The sequence below is a fragment of the Rubripirellula amarantea genome, assembly GCF_007859865.1.
Lineage (GTDB): Bacteria > Planctomycetota > Planctomycetia > Pirellulales > Pirellulaceae > Rubripirellula > Rubripirellula amarantea.
This window is the reverse complement of the sequence record NZ_SJPI01000001.1, coordinates 2,376,454-2,395,719: the sequence shown is the minus strand read 5'-3', so window position 1 is coordinate 2,395,719 and position 19,266 is coordinate 2,376,454. Positions and strand designations below refer to the sequence as shown.

The 19,266-nt window shown below is 54.7% G+C and carries 14 protein-coding genes; 8 read left to right on the top strand and 6 right to left on the bottom strand.

Annotated elements, in window-relative coordinates:
- Positions 1–654 precede the first annotated feature (654 nt).
- Together Pla22_RS08750 and Pla22_RS08745 are read left to right on the top strand one after the other, a co-directional pair.
- Complete coding sequence (locus Pla22_RS08750) at positions 655–4,359, top strand: preprotein translocase subunit SecA (protein WP_146514278.1); 3,705 nt, start codon at positions 655–657, stop codon at positions 4,357–4,359.
- Positions 4,360–4,390: 31 nt separating this feature from the next.
- The gene (locus Pla22_RS08745) at positions 4,391–5,716 is read left to right on the top strand and encodes a 3-deoxy-D-manno-octulosonic acid transferase (protein ID WP_146514277.1); all 1,326 of its coding nucleotides are present in this window, start codon (positions 4,391–4,393) and stop codon (positions 5,714–5,716) included.
- 101 nt (positions 5,717–5,817) lie between these two features.
- On the opposite strand, the gene Pla22_RS25190 is transcribed toward Pla22_RS08745, so the two are convergent.
- Positions 5,818–6,672, bottom strand: coding sequence for a hypothetical protein (locus tag Pla22_RS25190; RefSeq protein WP_165440569.1), 855 nt, complete (start codon positions 6,670–6,672; stop codon positions 5,818–5,820).
- A 272-nt stretch (positions 6,673–6,944) separates the two neighbouring features.
- On the opposite strand from Pla22_RS25190, the gene Pla22_RS08735 reads away from it, so the two are divergent.
- A complete protein-coding gene (locus tag Pla22_RS08735; RefSeq protein ID WP_165440568.1) occupies positions 6,945–7,952 on the top strand; it encodes a hypothetical protein in 1,008 nt (335 codons plus the stop codon).
- A 33-nt stretch (positions 7,953–7,985) separates the two neighbouring features.
- Here Pla22_RS08735 and Pla22_RS08730 read toward each other — a convergent pair whose 3' ends face one another.
- Complete coding sequence (locus Pla22_RS08730; protein ID WP_146514275.1) at positions 7,986–8,594, bottom strand: DNA-3-methyladenine glycosylase; 609 nt, start codon at positions 8,592–8,594, stop codon at positions 7,986–7,988.
- Here Pla22_RS08730 and Pla22_RS08725 point away from each other — a divergent pair.
- Positions 8,593–9,804: an amidohydrolase family protein gene (locus Pla22_RS08725; protein WP_146514274.1), complete on the top strand. Its 1,212-nt coding sequence runs from the start codon at positions 8,593–8,595 to the stop codon at positions 9,802–9,804. The genes Pla22_RS08730 and Pla22_RS08725 overlap by 2 nt on opposite strands.
- A gap of 65 nt (positions 9,805–9,869) precedes the next feature.
- On the opposite strand, the gene der is transcribed toward Pla22_RS08725, so the two are convergent.
- Positions 9,870–11,216, bottom strand: coding sequence for a ribosome biogenesis GTPase Der (gene der / locus Pla22_RS08720; protein WP_146514273.1), 1,347 nt, complete (start codon positions 11,214–11,216; stop codon positions 9,870–9,872).
- 187 nt (positions 11,217–11,403) lie between these two features.
- Here der and Pla22_RS08715 point away from each other — a divergent pair, with 187 nt between their 5' ends.
- Positions 11,404–12,339 (top strand): uracil-DNA glycosylase, encoded by a 936-nt coding sequence (locus tag Pla22_RS08715; protein WP_146514272.1) that lies wholly within the window; start codon positions 11,404–11,406, stop codon positions 12,337–12,339.
- Between the two features lie 245 nt (positions 12,340–12,584).
- Positions 12,585–14,144 (top strand): Mur ligase family protein, encoded by a 1,560-nt coding sequence (locus Pla22_RS08710; RefSeq protein WP_165440567.1) that lies wholly within the window; start codon positions 12,585–12,587, stop codon positions 14,142–14,144.
- 34 nt (positions 14,145–14,178) lie between these two features.
- On the opposite strand, the gene Pla22_RS08705 is transcribed toward Pla22_RS08710, so the two are convergent.
- Complete coding sequence (locus Pla22_RS08705) at positions 14,179–14,598, bottom strand: response regulator (protein ID WP_242631886.1); 420 nt, start codon at positions 14,596–14,598, stop codon at positions 14,179–14,181.
- Positions 14,599–14,829: 231 nt separating this feature from the next.
- On the opposite strand from Pla22_RS08705, the gene Pla22_RS08700 reads away from it, so the two are divergent.
- Both Pla22_RS08700 and Pla22_RS08695 read left to right on the top strand, forming a co-directional pair.
- Positions 14,830–15,771, top strand: a complete 942-nt coding sequence (locus tag Pla22_RS08700; RefSeq protein ID WP_146515324.1) for an AAA family ATPase — start codon at positions 14,830–14,832, stop codon at positions 15,769–15,771.
- Between the two features lie 11 nt (positions 15,772–15,782).
- Positions 15,783–17,180: a DUF58 domain-containing protein gene (locus tag Pla22_RS08695; protein ID WP_242631885.1), complete on the top strand. Its 1,398-nt coding sequence runs from the start codon at positions 15,783–15,785 to the stop codon at positions 17,178–17,180.
- Between the two features lie 11 nt (positions 17,181–17,191).
- On the opposite strand, the gene tyrS is transcribed toward Pla22_RS08695, so the two are convergent.
- Positions 17,192–18,493 carry a tyrosine--tRNA ligase gene (gene tyrS / locus Pla22_RS08690; protein WP_146514269.1) on the bottom strand — a complete coding sequence of 434 codons (1,302 nt, stop codon included), beginning with the start codon at positions 18,491–18,493 and terminating at the stop codon, positions 17,192–17,194.
- Between the two features lie 35 nt (positions 18,494–18,528).
- Positions 18,529–19,266, bottom strand: a complete 738-nt coding sequence (gene ispD / locus Pla22_RS08685) for a 2-C-methyl-D-erythritol 4-phosphate cytidylyltransferase (RefSeq protein ID WP_242631884.1) — start codon at positions 19,264–19,266, stop codon at positions 18,529–18,531.

Below are 19,266 nucleotides of genomic sequence, written 5' to 3'. Positions count from 1 at the left end.
CAAGTTTTCACCGCGGACGACGAATTCTCGATAGAACTCCGATGGAATCGCATTTCAGAGGCCAAACGCAAAAAGAGAAGAAATTAGAAGAAGAGGAACCGAACCGCAGATGAAGAAAAGTTTACTGTGAGCGCCCATCGAACCATCCTTGAGGCCCCAAGTCGTTAGCTGAGCGGCGTTTATCGGGTTGTGCGGATACGCCAATGATGGGTTGCTCACTTCCCAAATCGGCCGCATTTCCCCATCTTAGAGTGAGTTTGAAGGGGGGTCGAATGAGAAACCCCAGTTCAATCGCAGTTGACCCATTTTTCCTAAACCCGTAACTTTAGCTCTGAAAACGATTTAGGGTGGTTGCGCCACTTGTCTGCGGTCAGGAGGACTCGCCATCTTTCTCGCTCATGCAAACGCCGTCGCCAGAATTGTCACGGACGCTGATGCCTCAGCGACTCTCCCCATAAAATAATGTGTCCTATTGCCCTAAACTTACGGGTTGGCGAATTAGCCATCCCGAAGTCGGTCATGTTACACACCCTTTGCAACCTTGCAGCAACACCCCGGTTGTGCTGAATGGTTCGCGCAAATTCACTTGATCATTTAACCCTTCACAAGTTCGGTTCTCCAGCGAACTTCATCACAAGATATTTTCGATAAACCATGCCAGTGCTTGAACAAATCTGGGATACCTTGGGCGTCGTTTTCGGCGGTGCCTTTGGTTCATTTGAACGTGCCGTCACCGCCGTCTTCGGATCCGCGAACGCACGCCACGTTGCCAAACTGCAAGCCCGAGCAGAGTTGATCACTTCGCTTGAGCCCAAGTACGCGGCGATGAGCGACGAGGAACTGAAACAACAAACCGAGATTCTACGCAAACGAATCCGCGACGGTGAAACGCTCGATGACATCTTAGAAGATGCCTTCGCGATTTGCCGCGAAGGTGGCAAGCGGTTCATGGGCATGCGTCACTACGATGTCCAATTGGTCGGGGGCATGGTTCTGCACAATGGCAACATCGCCGAAATGGTGACCGGAGAAGGCAAAACACTCGTCGCGACGCTGCCGGCATACTTAAATGCGATCGAAGGTAAGGGCGTTCACGTTATTACTGTGAATGATTACCTGGCCCGTCGCGACATGGAATGGATGGCTCCGCTTTACATGAACCTCGGTTTGACCGTGAATGCGATCCAGTCCGGTATGTCGACAGCGGAAAAGCAAGCCGCCTACGCGTGCGACATCACGTATGGAACCAACAACGAATTTGGCTTTGATTACCTTCGCGATAACATGCGTCCCGCCGCGAAGGGTGATGATCGGTTCCCGGCTGAAATGCAGCAGTGCCAGGGTCCGCTTAATTACGCCATCATTGACGAAGTTGATAACATTCTGATCGACGAAGCTCGTACGCCTCTGATCATCAGTGGCCCGGCCGACCTTGATTTGGGTCGTTATCAAGAAGCGGATCGCGTAGCCAAGCAGTTGACCAAAGAAATTCACTTCACGGTCGATGAGAAACAACACAACGTCACCCTGACGGACGAAGGCGTACGCGAAGCGGAACGTCTTGCTGGCGTTGAGAGTTTCTACACAGCCGGCAATATGGAATGGCCGCACTTGATCGACAACGCGTTGAAGGCTCGCTACTTGTATCGAGTTGACGTGAACTACGTTGTCAAGGAAGGCGAGATCATTATCGTCGACGAGTTCACCGGACGGTTGATGGAAGGTCGTCAATGGAGCGATGGACTGCACCAAGCTGTGGAGGCCAAAGAGGGCGTTAAAATCAAGGCGGAAACGCAAACCTTTGCGACTGCGTCTCTGCAGAACATCTTCAAGATGTATAAGAAATTGTCGGGGATGACCGGTACGGCCATGACCGAAGCCACCGAGTTCATGAAGATTTACGGACTCGACGTGGTTGCCATTCCGACTCACCGAGTGATGAAGCGGATTGAATTCCCCGACCAAATCTACCTGACTGAAAAAGACAAGTTCAACGCCCTGGCTAACGAAGTCGAACGCACTCACAAATGGGATGTGTTGAACCTAAAGGACGGCGACGAAGTTTGGGGTCTGATTCAAAAAGAAGACGAATCGACCGTCACGATCATCCCCAAGGGCGAAAAAACTGCTGAAACAGTCGCCTTGGAAAAGGTTGATTCGATCGAGCGAAAGGATCGTCCCGTGCTGATCGGTACGGTCAGCATCGAGAAGAGTGAACGCCTTTCCGAATTGCTCGAACGTCGTGGTATCAAGCATGACGTCCTCAACGCGAAACAGCACGGTCGCGAAGCCGACATTGTTGCTCAGGCCGGTCGACTTGGCGCGGTCACAATCGCAACGAACATGGCAGGTCGCGGTACCGACATTATCTTGGGTGGTAATCCCGAAACGATGGCGTGGGCTCAACTGCAACACGAGTACCCGACGCGTTTGGAAGTCCCAGACGAGGTTTGGAACAAGTTGGTCGAGGAAATCGACGAACGAGAAAAGATGAGCGAAGAGGGGCACATCGTTCGCGATATCGGCGGATTGTATGTCCTAGGTACCGAACGCCACGAATCCCGCCGTATTGACCTTCAACTTCGCGGTCGTTGTGGACGACAGGGTGACCCGGGTTCGAGCCGATTCTTTTTGTCGCTTGAAGACGATCTGATGCGAATTTTCGCTGGCGATTTCGTCAAGAGCATGATGGAACGTCTGGGCATGAAAGAAGGCGACGCAATCGAGTCGAACATGGTTAGCCGTCGTATCGCTGCGGCACAAAAGAAGGTCGAAGAACGCAACTACGAAATTCGCAAAAGCTTGCTCGACTATGACGAAGTCATGGACGAACAACGCAAACGCGTTTACCGATATCGCCAAGCTCTCTTGGACGGACACAGCAGCCGCGCGATGGTCCTGGAACTCATCCGAGGCCAAATCGAAAAGTATGTGCAAACATTCCTGGAACCCAACTATGGCGTTGAATCATTCGCAGGGTTTGCTGGTTCGCACTTGGATTGCCAACTTGAACCACGTGACTTCGTCAACATGGACTTCGAGATGGCGGATTCTTACGCCAAGGATCAAGCCGAACGCGCAGCCGAAGTAACGGTCGCTGAAATCGTCGAAGAGAACCTGCCAAGCGGCATGGAAGACGAATGGAACTGGAAGGCACTTGTTAACTGGGCCAACACACGGTTGGGAACGAATTACCAGGAACACCAGCTTCAGAACATGGAACGCAATGAGATGATGGAAGAGCTCGTGAAGAGCGCCCATCGACGAATTGCAACAGTGGATTTATCCGAAGGCGAAGCTACTCTCGACGCTGACTTCGGCCTTCGCACACTTTCAGCGTGGATGAAGCATCGGTTCGGTATCGAGACTACTCCAGACGAATTCCGCGACGTCGAAGACCTTGATCAGGTTGTCGACTCGTTGTTCGCTCGCGCCGAAGACGCTTACACGCTGAAGGAAGCCGAATACCCGGTGCTCACTGGACTTTCCAAGTTCACCGACAAACAAGGTGCCCAAGTTTCACTCGATCGCGAAGGGCTCGTTCAATGGATCAACCGACGCTTTGGTGTGGTGCTTGATGTTGAAGACGTCCGCTTGAACCGTGACGAATTGAAGAGCCAAATTCTCGAATACAGCCGCGACACTGGCGACGCAGCAGAGGAAAAACAAGCTGCGGCTGAATTGAAGCTTCGCGAACTGTTTGGCGACGCCGATTCTGAAACCACTGCGGCAGTCGCAAGTGGTGGCAATGGCTCACTTGATAGTTTTGCCGATTGGCTTCACAACGAATTGAACTTCCGCGGTGCCAAAGAAGACATCTCGCGGATGAACCGTGACCAACTCGCATTAGCACTCGATGGTGCCGTGGACGATCGTTTCCACCCTGAAATGCGTCGTATGGAACGTCAAGTGTTGCTCAATATCGTTGATGACGCTTGGAAGAATCACTTGCTCACCATGGACCACCTGCGAAGTAGCGTTGGGTTAAAGGGCTATGCCCAGATGGACCCCAAGGTCGAATACAAACGCGAAGGCATGCGATTGTTCGACTCCATGTGGGAAAACATTGGTGACCGAGTAACCGATCTGATTTTCCGAATGGAATCACTCAACGAAGAGTTCATTCGCAGCACTTACATTGGCGGCGAAGAACGTCACGATGAAGCTCACGGGATGGCCGAAGCCGAAGAGTCACCGGCCCAGGCCGCAGCCCGCAGTTCAGCCAACAGCAGCTCGGACGAAGAAAGTCGTCGTGAGCCCGTTCGACACGAGGCCCCTCGCGTTGGACGAAATGATCCTTGCCCATGTGGAAGTGGCAAGAAGTTTAAACAGTGTCACATGCGTAAGAACGTCGTCTAGTTCCTGCACTGAAAACTCGGGAAGGATTCCGATGTTATTTAACCTGCTATACGCGGCCCTATTGGCCGCCGTCTCGCCGATCGTCGCATATCGCATGGTTCGGCACGGCCGTTACCGCCGCGGACTCGGCGAAAAGCTGCTGGGCTTGTCCAAAACGCGGGCGAAGCAGCTTCGAGCCGGCAAAGAGTGCCTATGGATCCATGCGGTCAGCGTTGGCGAAGTCAATTTGCTGCCTTCGGTGGTGAAGCAGATCGAATCGCTCGTCCCCGATGCATCGATCGTGATCAGCAGTTCCACCGACACCGGATATGACCTGGCTGTACAACGGTTCGGTGCAGAGCGAGTGTTCTTTTGCCCATTGGATTTCACCTGGGCCGTTTCGCGGACGCTTCGCCACTTGAAGCCCAAGCAGGTGATCCTGACCGAACTGGAACTTTGGCCCAACTTGATTCGGCTGGCCTCGAAAGCTGGCCATCGAGTGAAGGTGATCAATGGGCGATTGAGCAGCCGGAGTTCGGAACGCTACCAACAATTTGGGTTTCTCACGCGACCATCCTTTGAACGTTTACACTGGGTCGGTTGCCAGGACGAAGCTGCGTTAGCGAGATTTGAAGCGTGCGGCGTTGCCCCGAGCCGACTTTCCGTTACCGGTTCGATCAAGTTCGATAACGCTCCAATGGAAAAGGACACACCCGAAGTCCAGGAACTTGTTCAATGGTCGGGCGTCGATCCTTGGCATCGCGTTTGGGTCGTTGGCAGCACGCAAGACGGCGAAGAGTCAATGGCGATTGAGATCTACCAACGCCTTCGCGTCCTAAATCCTGAACTTCGTCTGATTTTGGTTCCACGCCACGCCGAACGATTTGACACCGTGGCGTCACTGTTAAAAAAGTCTGGCTTGAACGTCCATCGTCGTTCGTGCGATGGATCGCTCTTTAGTCGTTCTTGGGACGTGGATACTGTCGTTTTGGTCGACACGATAGGCGAACTTCGAAATTGGTGGGGAGTCGCCAATATCGCCACCGTCGGCGGTAGCTTTGGTAGCCGTGGCGGCCAGAACATGCTTGAACCGGCTGGATACGGCGTCCCCGTTTCGTTCGGTCCCAACACGAAGAACTTTGCGACGATAGCGGATAGCCTGATTGAAGCCGACGCCGCCGTCCGCGTCGTCGACGAGCAATCACTCGAGCGATTTGTGAGACGTTGCTTGTCTGATATCCCGGCCGCCGACTCGCTTGGCGAGAATGCGAAAGCGGTAGTTGCAAAGCATCGCGGTGCAATCAAACAAACCGTCGACCACCTTCTGCACGAAAAAACCGCTCAACAAGATTCCGATGAAATCCTGCGAGCGGCTTAACGGTCTATCAGATCTTCGCGTTCGATTGCCTGTGATTACTATGCGGCGTCGTCAGTAGGCGAAACGACGCATAGCCCAGCGATCGAACCCCAAGGCCAGGACTACTCTTCGATTTGAGGACGTCCTTCGCCACGAGCGCGACCACCACGGTCGCCACCTCGTCCACCACGATCACCACCGCGGCCTCCGCGAGCACCACCGCGGCCGCCCCAGCCTTCTTGCTCGGGCATTTCGAAGGCAACACCTTTCATATCTTCAAACTTCTGCTTTTGCTCGCTGGTAAGCACTGCAAGGACCTTGTCATCCATTTCCTTGCGCATTTCTTTCATCTTTTCGCGAGGATCGCCACCGCCTGCTCCGCCGCCCGCGAACATCTCTCGCATCTTGCCTCGCATTTCTTCCATTAGCGACTCTTGAACTTCAACAAGCTTTTTGTTTTGCTCGTCACTCAAACCAAGCTCTTTGGCGTACTCGGGATTCATTAACGCTCGGGTGCCTTGTTGTTGCAACGCGATTTGCTCAAGACGCTCCATTTGTTGCGGCAGCAGAACTTCGTAAAGTTGTTCCTTCATCTCGGCAGCACGAGCGGCTTGTTCCTTTTGCATTTTCGCAAATGCTTCCTTGCGTTCTTCATCGGACATTTGTCCAAACGCTGCGAAGTCGGGCCGCTCACCGCGGTTGGCCTCGGACATCTTGGTGATGGCTTCGACTTGCTTCGGCGTGATCTTTAGTTCCTCTCGGACTTCCTCGACACGAAGCAGGCCGATAACTGGATCGCCCGCCTGTGCACCAGGTCCGCCGCGTCCACCGCCCCAACCACCAGGGCCGCCCGGGCCGCCACCGCCCGGTCTACCTCCACGCCCCTGACGACCTTCCTGAGCAACGGAGAAACTTGCCAAACTGATCGAGACGACGGCAACCAGGGCTGCCATAACGAACTTGTGCGTGAACTTCATCAAAGTGTTTCCAAATAGATTCGGGATGAGTAGTGCTGATTGAAAAGGGAGGATTTGTTCGCTCACCAAATCATCTTCTAGACCTATTCATCAAACCACATTCGAGCAACCAAGTTTCGTTGCACCGGTCCGGAGTCGAAGATTTTGCCAAAATCTTGCCTTTCCCAGGCTCAATTGACGCCGTACATCCCCCTTTGGTAGCTCCAACGCTGGTTGCTGCCCCGTTTTTCGATCGGATCATGCAAGTTGCCCTTTCCCGTAGTTGTCTCATCATGCCCAACCCGCAACCTCGCAATTACCGATGGATCGTGGCTCGGGTGTTCCTGCTCGCCTGCGTTTTTGCGGCTGGACCAGCCCAGGGCCAACTAAGTATCTCAGGGCCGCTAGACGATTTGGGCCACGATTCTGCCGAAAGTCCCATGGGGTCGGTCGACAGCAATCCCTGGCCAATCGCTTTGGCGTCCGCCAGCCAACCCTATTCCACCGCTCCCCGGCCCGTCGAAACGCAGATCCACATCAAGGTGCACTATCTCGTCTTGACGGGGGAACAGCGTCGGATGCTCTATGAGCAACTGGGCGATCAACCGCACCTGACCCAAACCTCAACCACACCGAAACCGCCCGTTACGGACCTGTCGAAGTTTGCTGGCCAAATCGAGTCGCATTCGGCGGTAAGATCGGTCCAACGATGCTCGCGTGTCGTTTTCGCCAGCAGCCTGCTGCCGGACCTCTTCGACCAGGTGCAGGTCGACGAACACTCGCGAGTGGAACGTTCACCAGCGGTGATATTAATCGAAGGCAACCAAGCCGAAATGAATAACCTTACTGAGCGACCGTTTGCGATCGGTGTGGACGAATCACAACAGCAACAGGTCGAATTTCTCGTTGAGGGAACTCAGCTACGTATTTTCGCTCACCGCCAACCGACTTCTGTCGGACAAAGCGAATCGTCTCCTTTACGAGTGGTCGCCGAACTGCAATTCAGTCGTCTCGATTCCTCAGACACCGAAAATGTATTGATCGATAAAGACACATTCGTAGAGATAGCGGCACCTAAGCAAACGACCAAGTCCGTCGTCGTTTCCTCGGTTGTAGACTCCGGTCAATCCATTTTGATTGATCCTCTTGTCAATCTTCCCATTCGTATTCAACGAGAAAAAGCGATGCCTGTTATCGGCCGGGTGCCGCTGCTGGGAAAAGCCTTTACCAGCTTGGAAGAAACCTCGGTCGATCAACACACCATGGTCGTGCTAACCCCCAAGGTCGTAATCCAGCCCTGAACGGGCAACTGCGGAACGCGTGTTAGACCATGGCTATGTTCTGCACCGGCGACTGACATACCGTGAATCACCGTCCAAAAACCGTAGCGACAAATGCTCGGACTTTGAGATTCCCACCCGACGGTCCGAGACGATTCGTGTCGATGAGTCCGAGAGGTGATGAAAAATCCCAATGCGTTGATCCTGAGTCAAATCGATACCATCAAGCGAGCGAGTAACGTCGAGAGCTTGGCACAACATAGCCGGACCTCGAGTGAGTTTATTGAGTTCCGATTGACGGCGATGCGACTTCATTTGGTCAATTCCCCAAACAGGCTTGATCGCGCGTATCAGGACGGCCGCCCCTTCGCCAGTCGCCTGGGTGACTGCGTTGAGACAATACTTTGCGTGGATCGGATACACATACAGCAAGCCCGGTGGTCCGAACATCGCCGCGTTGCTGCGAGTTTTACCTCGAGAACTATGGCTCGCCAGATCGCCCTCTGGCAAATAGGCCTCCGTCTCTACAATGATTCCACCCAACATGGCTCCGTCGATCCAACGAACGAGAGCTTTGCCAATCAAGTCTTGGGCAACGATTTCTGTGGGGCGGTTATAGAAGTCGCGAGAAAGACGCTCGCTAGATTCGAACAGGTTCGTCATGAATGAAGCATCAAGATTGATCGCGGCTCGCTGGATTTTACCGGTTAACGGCAAGCCGATCCGAGGCGGATGGATCGAGTGTCGGGGTCAAGATATTGTCGCCCTAGGCAAGAACAATCCACCTGGAAAGGTCGATGACCTGGGGGATGTGGCGATCTTACCCGGCCTCGTCAACGCACACACTCACCTCGAATTCTCGGACTTCAAGCAACCCGTTGGCCATCGCGGCATCGCATTTGATCAGTGGATCGCCAAGGTCGTGCAATCGCGAGGACAACAAGGGGACGTTGCGACTGCGATCTCGCAAGGGATTCGTGAATCGTTAGACAGCGGCGTGCGGTTGATCGGTGAAATCGCCACACCGTCCACCGTTAACCCACCACCAGTCGTTTACCCACCACCGGTCGATGGTTTGGACATGGTGACCTTCGCGGAAGTGCTAGGACTTAACGTCGAACGGGCCTCGGAACGCTTCGCCGCGATGAACGACCTGGCATCCCGAGTGACTTATCCCGGCGTCAGCCCGCACGCACCCTATTCGACTTTGCCCAAGACAATCCAGCGCTGCGTGAATTGGTCATCCCGGTTCGCACGACCGCTCGCGATGCACGTTGCAGAATCACCTGGCGAACGAGAACTCTTGGTGTCTGGCACAGGCCCCATTGCTGATGCGCTCAAGGCGATGGGAGTCTTCAACGATGCTTTATTTCCACGATGCGACCAGCCGTTCATCGAACTGATTGATCAACTTTCCAAGGCTTCGTCCGTCCTGCTGATTCACGGAAATGATCTGCGAGAACACGAGATTGACCTAATCTCCACGCACTCTCATATCAGCGTTGTGTTTTGCCCAAGAACGCATGACTTCTTTCAGTTCGCACGTCATCCGGTCGAAAAACTGTTGGCTGCTGGCGTGAACGTGGCGTTGGGTACCGATTCTCGTGCCAGCAATCCGGACCTCCATCTTTGGAACGAGGTGCGATTTCTACTGCGGCATCGGATGGACCTTCAGCCCGCTGAGGTCCTAAAGATGGCGACCGCGAATGGTGCGGATGCGTTGGGGCGACCAGACCTTGGCAGGATCGCGCCGGGGACTCGTCCCGGCTTGATCGGGGTCCCCACCACCGCGTCCTCCGAACCGAACCTCTATCGCGATTTGTCCGAAGGAATGCCCATTGTTCTGGGGCGAAACCAGTCAAGCGAAGCCTAGCCAAGCGAAGTCTGGCCACGTCATCATGACCGGCCGACCTTACTGATTTTCAGTGCCTCGGGAAGCTAGACCGCTTGGTCTTCACCCGGACCTTCATCGTTGCGATGTCGTTTGTGCAAGTACAACTTGATCGGAACTTCACCAAAGGACAGGTGATCCCGCAAGACGCCCAACAAGTAACGTCGGTAGTCTTTGCCGAAAGCATTGGGATCATTGCACACCAACACAATCGTCGGCGGTTCAGTTGCAACTTGAGTAGCGTAATAGATCTTGGGTCGCCGGTTTTGATAAAGCGGCGGTTCGTGCGCTTCCAAAGCGGCCCGTAGGACTCGGTTCAGAACTCCCGTTGATACTCGTTCACGAGCTTGCTTAAACAACATCGTGCAGTGATTGACCAACGTCTTGACGTTCTTGCCCGTCTGGCCGGTGATGAACGCGATCGGTGCGTAAGAGAGCGTGGGAAATTGCCCCCGCAGGTAACGCACCCAACGATCGGTGGGGACCGTACCGTGCAGTTTGTCCCATTTGTTGATCACAAAGATGCAAGGCTTGTGGTGCTCCATTACATAACCGAGCAGTTGCTTGTCGACCTTGCTGACCGTCTCACTGGCATCAAAGAACATCAAGACCACATCGGCACGTCGGACGCTGCGCTGCGCACGGTGAGTGCCGTACCATTCTAAGTCGGTTCGCTGGCTCTTGCGTTTACGCAGACCAGGCGTGTCGATAGCGATGAACGTTTGCCCGTCCATTTCAAAGTGAACGTCGACGCTGTCACGCGTTGTTCCGGGTACTTCGCTGACGATCATTCGATCCGATTCGGCGAGCGTGTTGACGAACGTACTCTTACCCACGTTGCGACGGCCAACGATCGTGACCTTCATCAAAGCCTCTTCGATCGTTTCAGCGCCGGCTTCAGGAAGTCGATCGACAATCAGCTCTAACAACTCGTCGCGGTTCCGATTCTGCGTTGTGCTAACACAGATCATGTGTCCCCGGCCGAGCTTATGAAACTCTTCTGCCCCGATGTCTTGGTGAGTTTGATCGGCTTTATTGGCAACCAAAATCACCGGTCGTTCGACACCACGTAGACGTTCGACGACCTCCTCATCTAGGGGCATCAACCCCGTTTGCACATCGACCACAAACACAATCACATCCGCCGAATTGATCGCATGTTCAATTTGGCGAACCACGTCGTCGGTAAGGTCATCATCGTCAACCACTCCCATCCCACCGGTATCAATAAGCTCAAAGAAACGCTCATTGCTCTCGATCAGTGTGGTCATGCGATCGCGGGTCACGCCCGAATAATCGTCGACGATCGCCAACCGACGGCGAGCAAGCCAATTGAACAGGCTGCTTTTGCCGACATTGGGACGGCCGATGATGGCGACTTGAGGAACAGGCATGACGAGAAACAGGAGTATTTTTTGACAGGTACGATGCGGGAAAAACGATCGGGTATCCTAGTCGGGCAAACGGTTTTCAGACAGGCCTAGCAGCTAAACGGCGTCTTTTCGCGGCGGTCGCCCGATGGCGATCAAGCGATATACTGATGGCGACCGCCCCCGAAAATTCGCAACGAACCTGCTTCCTATGACTTCCGATCCGACTCAAACGCTCGATCCGGACCTCGTTTTGGCACAAGCATCAGCCCTTGCGGCACATCTGCAGCGAATGGGTGTGCAGTTTCTGCCAGCGGAAAATCCCGACCGCGTCGGAGAGCTGATGTCGCACTTCGCGAGCATCGAGGACGGCGTTGATGCTCAGGCGGCATCATCCGTTTCACCGGCGACGTCGACTGTGAAGCCGAATGATGCGAAGTCGGCTCCAACGAAGCCCGCATCTTCTGGCCCAACCCCAGGGCCCGTCTCGCCCGCTTCATCCTCGGTTCAGGCACCCTCGCGAAGTGTAACCGCTGTCACCGTTGCCGAGGGTGACTATGTGGGCCCCCGTCTTGAACCGGCCGAGCGGGGGTCGATCCTCGCGACACTTCAAGCCGAAGTCAGTGGTTGCACCAAGTGTCCGATTCTTTCGAGTTGTCGAAATCAAACGGTATTTGGCGAGGGCAACCCCAACGCGCGTTTTGTCTTTTTTGGTGAAGGTCCCGGAGCCGACGAGGATCGCACCGGTCGGCCGTTCGTCGGTAAGGCCGGACAGTTGCTCACGAAGATGATCAGTGCGTGCACGCTATCCCGGGAAGAAACCTACATCCTTAACACCGTCAAATGTCGACCACCCGGAAACCGCAATCCTGAACTCGACGAGATCGCCAACTGTCGAAGCTACTACCAACAACAACTCTCTATTATCCGGCCTGAGTACATCGTTTGCCTCGGCGCGATCGCGGCTCAGGAACTCTTGAAATCCAAACTGTCCGTCGGAAGGCTGCGAGGAAAGATCCATCAATATCACACCAGCAAAGTTCTGGTGACCTATCACCCCGCCTATTTATTGAGAAATCCGGCAGCCAAAAAAGCCGCTTGGGATGACCTGCGATTGATGCTCTCCGATGCAGGAATCAGCGTCTAATTTGGCGAAGGGCCTCGCCCAAACTCGCTAATTGCTAGCAAATCGTGCCCATTTTTTCCTATTGACCGTCTTAGCTCGATGGGAACAATTGCCGCATCGGTGAAGCGAGGATGCTTCTATCGAACGTTTAAGCCAACGAGTTCGCCGCATCTATTTGCAACGCAACACGGAACTTAAACGTGAAACTTTTGACCGAAACCCTTCGGTTAAGAACGTTGATCACGTCGATGTGCAGGGAGGCCATCATGCGTCAGCCAATCTCAGGCAAGCTATCTGTTCACGGTCACGCGACCACCAATTCGGAATCCAACTTCGATTCCCAACCCCAAACATCGGATCGTTCGGGGGCAATGTCTTTGCGGCAAATTTTGCCCAACTCGCGATTCCATGCCGGCGACGACGTTCGCTTTCATGGCGTTTGCGAGAAGCCGAGCGAAGTCAGTCCCGGCGAATTGGTTGTCTATCGAATCGGTGAAGTTGATCCGGCGCGACTTGTCGCCGACGCACTCGCTCGCGGCGCCGCCGGCATCCTAACCGAACAAGTTCTGCCTTGTCCTTTGCCCCAGTGCATTGTCGGCGAACTGGACTTGGCAATGGCGTCGGTCTTCTCGAGTTTGCGAGACCGACCCGATCAAAAGCTATTGACGATTGGCGTGGTTGGTTCAGCAGGCAAAACCACCACCTCGTTGCTGATTGCGAACCTGTTTCGATCCCAAAAAATTCGCACCGCTTTCCAAACGGATCTCGGTTCGTCCGATGGTGTGCTTCAATCAACAGAAGATTCAAACCTTCCCTCAGCTCGAGAATTGGTCGACTGGATGAGCGACGCGGTGGATTGCGAAAGCCAAGTCGCCGTTGTCGAACTCCGCGACGATGACGCTCGGCATGGTCGCTATGACTGCGTGCAGTTCGACATGATCATCGTGACCGGTTCGACATTGAACAACGACGACTTCGGCCCATCATCACTTTCGTGCGTGCTCGATCGACTCACACCCGAAGGTATCGTGGTGGCACCCGTGGATGACACTCGAGCCATGCGAGTGATTGGTGATGCGGGCGTTCGCAGCTTCACCTACGGCGTGCGAAAGTCGGCTGACATCACCGCAAAGATGATTGAACAGGCCGATGGAATGTCGACCTTGTTGGTGTCTCACGAAGACGAGTCCGCGGTGATGGAGACTTCACTCTGTGGCGGTGCGATGGCTGCCAACCACGCAGCAGCGATTGCAGTCGGACTCCTTGTCGATTGGCCACTCTATGAAATTTGCGAATTGCTCGGCAAATTGCGAGTCGTGCCGGGACGCCAAGACCGCATTTCACGATACGGCCATGCAAGTGTGACCATTGACTTGGCTGGTAATTCCGATCGTTGCTCGGCAGCGATGCGTACGGCGCGAGCGATGAAGGCGGGCGGACGATTGTGGTGCATCACGGCAATCGACGCCACTCAGGACTCACTCTCACTTGCTCGGTTGGGTGGGCTACTTGAACGCTTCGCCGATCATGCAATCGTGACTTCGATGCCGGACCAAAAGAAGTCGTTCTTGACGGCATCACACGCTGTTCTTGACGGGGTCAAGGAATGCGCGGCGATGCGATTGGTCGCCGATTCCACGCGTGCGTTGCAGTGGGCGATGGCCGAGGCCAAGCCGGCGGACACTATCCTGGTCATGCTCAACGAACCATCCCTGACGGCTCATCAAGCTCGCACGAAAATCGAGGCGATTAAAAAGATGGTCGAAACGGCCTGGGACGAGAAAGAAGCCAGCGACCCTCGTCCAAAGCTAAAAGTCTTTGGCTAAACGTTTCTGGCTGAACGTTTCTGGCTGAACCGAACTACGGTCGCCAGTTATAGACATCCGCTAAAGCTCCGCAGACCAAATCGCTAACCTGCGACAACCGCAGTGGTTTGGCGAGTACTCCATACGCTCGCATGGCGCTGGCTTCGGCGCGAATCTGTTCGTTCAGATCGGCGCTCATCAGGACGCATGGGGTGGGTTGCAGTCGCGTCTGAACGTGGCGAATCACCTCTAAACCGTTGAGCCGCGGCATGTGAAAATCGACGAGACAGATATGAACATCGGAATGCTCAAGCACTTCGATTGCCTCAAGCCCGTCGCTGGCTTCGGTAACATTGAATCCACGACGGCATAGCCCCTCTCGCAAAATACTGCGAAGAGCAGAGTCGTCGTCCGTTATGAGCAGATGGGGGATAAGCATTTTCGCCGCCAATGCCGGGACAATGGCTGCCAACACGGCAGACTAAATCCGGTTAATCTATGATAGCTGCAATTGGAGTGCCGTTCACCCTTGCCCGAGCCCAATTGCGATCTCGGGTCAACGGATTTTGGGATATCGGATTCGCAAAAACCGTCTCTTCGCCTGTTCCAAAGACTTCTCACTTTGACCAGCCCAGCCAAACCTTCGCCGCCAGCCGCTTCCGCCGACCCCCATTTGGCAGCCCGATCCGTTGCTGAAGATGCAGCGATGGTTAGCGATCTCGCCAAGCGAATCATCGCCAACGTCGAAACCGCAATCGTCGGCAAACGCAAACAACTTGTGCTTTCGCTGGTGACTTGGTTATCGGGCGGCCATGTCCTGCTCGAAGATGTCCCGGGAGTCGCCAAGACCATGCTGGCTCGGGCCTTAGCTCGAAGTGTTGGCTGCAAGTTCAAACGCGTTCAATGCACGCCGGATTTGTTGCCCACGGATGTTACAGGCACATCGATCTTCAACCAAAAGACTTCGGAGTTTGAATTTCGTCCCGGACCGGTCTTCACGCAAATCCTGCTCGCTGACGAAATCAATCGTGCAACGCCTCGAACCCAAGCATCGTTGCTCGAAGCGATGGCGGAAGCTCGCGTCACCGTCGACGGTACCACCCATAAGCTCGAACCACCGTTTATTGTTATCGCAACCCAAAACCCGGTGGACCATGAAGGCACGTTCCCGTTGCCGGAAGCTCAGCTAGACCGGTTCATGATGCGGTTCACGCTCGGCTATCCAACGATGGAAGAAGAACTTCGCATGCTGGAAATGCTGCAGCACGTTCATCCGGTCGATACGATCAAACCGGTCGCCAAAGCATCGGAAATTGCAGCCGCTCAAATTGCGATCAAACGAGTTCACGTCGATCCGCGTTTGCGTCAGTACCTGCTGCAGATCGTGGCTCAAACTCGGACGCACGAAGACCTAGCGCTCGGCGGTAGCCCGCGCGCCAGCATCGCGTTGTTTCGTTGTTCGCAAGCAATGGCGGCCATTCGCGGTCGTAGTTATGTCTTGCCAGACGATTTGAAAAAGATCATTGCCCCAGTGATGAACCATCGAGTGATCCTGAGGCCCGAGAGCCGACTTCGCAAAGTGACAACCGAGCGGGTCCTTGACCAGATCGTGAACGAGATCGCTGTCCCCACAATCGACGCATCCTGATGAAGACTGCGGTGACGTCCCAAGCCAATGCGACCTCAGCAAATCCGACGTCAGCAAGTTCGACGTCAGCAAATTCGACGTCAGCGGGCGTGCCGAAGTTTGGCGTCATCGCCGCGATCGCTGGATTACTGCTAGTGGGCATGGTGTTCGGAGCCTCGCTGTGGGTGCTTGCCGGAGTCGCGGCGGGTTTGTTGATCGCGACCAACTACGCATTAGCGAACTTGTGGTCCACATCGACGATTGCCGAGCGAATCACCGATGATGAAGAACTGAAAATTGGTTCGTTGGTTGCTGCAACAGTGACGGTCACCAACACCAGTCGATTGCCCACGGTGTGGGTGTTAGTCGAGGATCTACTGGCTCGACAAGTGCTTGATGCTGATGCGCCGGCCCTGCAAATCGAAGGCGAGCGATTAGCCGTGATGATGCTTTGGCCGGGGGAAACAAAAGAACTAAGTTACAAAGTTCGATGCCATCGCCGTGGCTACGTTCAAATCGGGCCCACCGTGTTGGAAACCGGCGACATGATGGGCTTGTTTCGTCGTTTCCGCGTCGGTACGCAGCCTCAGTTCGTCACTGTTCTGCCCGAAGTTGTCGCGTTAACTTCGTATGAGATCGGTTCAAGGCGACCGATCGGTGAGATCCGTATGCGCGAGAACGTGATGGACGATCCCACGCGATTGCGAGGCATTCGGCAATGGCAAATTGGTGACCCCATGCGTAGCGTTCACTGGGCGGCGACAGCACGAACGGGAACTTTACACAGCAAGATCTACGAACCGTCATCCATCGTCGGTGCAACCATTATCCTTGACCTGCACGTCACGACGAATCCCAAACATCATGAACCCGTCCGAAGCGACTTGGCGGTTACGGCCGCTGCATCGATCGCTTCGTCGCTTCACGAATCTAACGAACCGTTTGGTATAGCAACGAATGGTCGAGACGCCGCCGATCGTATTCGGACCGAGGGTTGGATGGGCGATCACCGCGTTCGCGATGCGGCAGCCAAGGCCGGTTCGATGAACGAATCGAACGACCGACTACGCCCGATAATCATCAAACCGTCGCGCGGGCCGGTTCAGTTCAAAGAGGTGCATCGCACTTTGGCAAGACTTGAACGGACCGACGGACTGACGTTGGCAGAGATGCTGGTCGAAAGCGAATCGCAACTATCCACCGACACCACGCTGCTGGTAATTCTTCAGCAGGCGACGCCCGAATCAATTGCATCCTTGGTCGGGTTGTCCAACCGAGGACGTGCCGTCGCGGTCATTATCAACACCGCTGACATCAACGACTACACTTCGATCGCCGGGCCGCTGATCGCGTCTCGTATTCCAACGTTCCACCTAGCGTCACGCGACGCAATCGCAGACGTATGCCGCGAAATGCTACTGCGAGCCTAGCCCGGGACCAACTACTCGACAAACTTCAACAGCGAGTATTTCCGCTTGCCCCGCCGAAAGACCATCACCGTTTCACTGGCTAAGTCTTTCGTCGTTAAACGCATTTTTTCATCTTCGACGCGAGTGTTGTTTAGGTACACGCCGCCCTCTTTAATCGCTCGACGAGCTTCGCCGCCCGACTTGACCAAGCCGGTCGCTTGCAGGGCTTCCACAATCCAGTAGCCATCGCCATCGAGCACACCGCGAGCAACCTCACTGCTCGGCACGTCAGCAAAGATTCCGTCGAGCATTGCATCCGTCGCGTCACCGATCTCACCACCGAACAAAATGTCCGAGGCACTCGTGGCAGCTTTGAGCCCGGCATCGCCGTGAATGAACGAAGTCATCCATTCGGCCAAGCGGTTTTGCGCGGTTCGCTTTCCAGGATCGTTTGCCGTAGCTTCGGCAAGTGAGTCGTATTCGTCTCGCTTGATTTCGGTGAGGTAGGCAATGCAGCGCATCACGTCGGCATCGTCGACGTTTCGCCAGTACTGGTAGAATTCGTAAGGACTCGTGCGATTAGGATCAAGCCAAATCGCGCCCTTTTCGGTCTTCCCCATCTTTTTGCCATCGCTGGTCGTTAGCAATGGTGCGGTAACACCGAAGAGTTGTTGCCCCAACATGCGACGACCAAGGTCGATTCCGGCAGTCACGTTACCCCACTGATCACTACCACCGGCTTGGATTCGGCAACCATGGTTCTTGGCCAAGTAAACAAAGTCGTAGGCCTGCAGCAGCATGTAGCTGAACTCGGTGTAGCTAAGTCCGACTTCACTTTCGAGCCGCGATCGGACTGATTCTTTGCCCATCATGGCGCCAACTGGAAAATTCTTCCCGACATCACGCAAGAACTCAAGGTAAGAGTAACCCTTCATCCAATCGAAATTGTTTAGCAGCTTGGCAGCATTCTTACCTTCAAAGTCGAGCGTCGATCGCATCTGCGTCGCCACCCCGTCAACGTTCTCTTGAAGTTGATCGGCGGACAATAGATTGCGTTCTTCGCTCTTACCGCTCGGGTCGCCAATCATGCCGGTCGCACCACCAACGAGTGCGATAGGGTGATGTCCGGCCTGTTGAAATCGCCGAAGCATCATTAATTGCATCAACGAACCCACATGTAGGCTTGATGCCGTTGGATCAAATCCGATGTAGACCGTTTGCGGTCCTGAAGCCAGTAACTTTGCGAGGCCGTCCTCATCGGTGCATTGATGGATCAGTCCGCGCCAACGCAGTTCTTCGAGGAGATCGGTGGTGGTCAAGCTTGAATCGGGCATTTCGTCAGTCGTGGTTTCGAATCGAGAGGTTTGAATCAGGCGTCTTGAGCCAGTTGCGAACGCAGAATCGCTTCGGCAACGATCAGGTCTTCAGGGTAGGTAATCTTCAGGTTGTCAGTGCCACCGCAAACAAGCGTGACCGGGTGACCGCATCGTTCAACCAATTCGGCGTCATCGGTGGCTGGGCGTCCATTGTGCTTTGCATAGGCACTTCGCAACAACCCAGCTTCAAAGACCTGCGGAGTCAGCGCGATATGTAAGTGACGCCGATCCACCGTCTCGGTTCGCTCACCCAAATCGCGGCGCACGGTGCCCGAAACAGGAACGGTCAAAATTGCAGCCCCAGTCTGGTTTGCCGCAGTGAAAACAGCATCCAAATCTCGCTGGCGAATCAACGGTCGAGCTGCATCATGAACGGCAACGAGCCGCTCTTTGGCATCGGCAAGATAACCCAGTGCCGATTGCACACTATCACTGCGTTCGGTGCCGCCTCGGACAAGCTGCACTTCATAGGTACGAAGATCCGCAGCGTGATCGTTCTCGAAGTGCACGCGATCTTGATCGGAAACCGCCATCACAATCGACCCGACCATCGGGTTCTGCCTTAACCGCCTCACCGAGTGCAGCCAAAGCGGTTGACCGTCGAGCAAAGCGAACAGCTTGTTCGTGGTCGCACCGAAACGTTGTCCGCTGCCCGCCGCCGGTATAATCACGGCTACCGATGGGGCGTCCGGCGATCCAACGTTCATCGAGGGGGCTTGAGCTTCAGACAT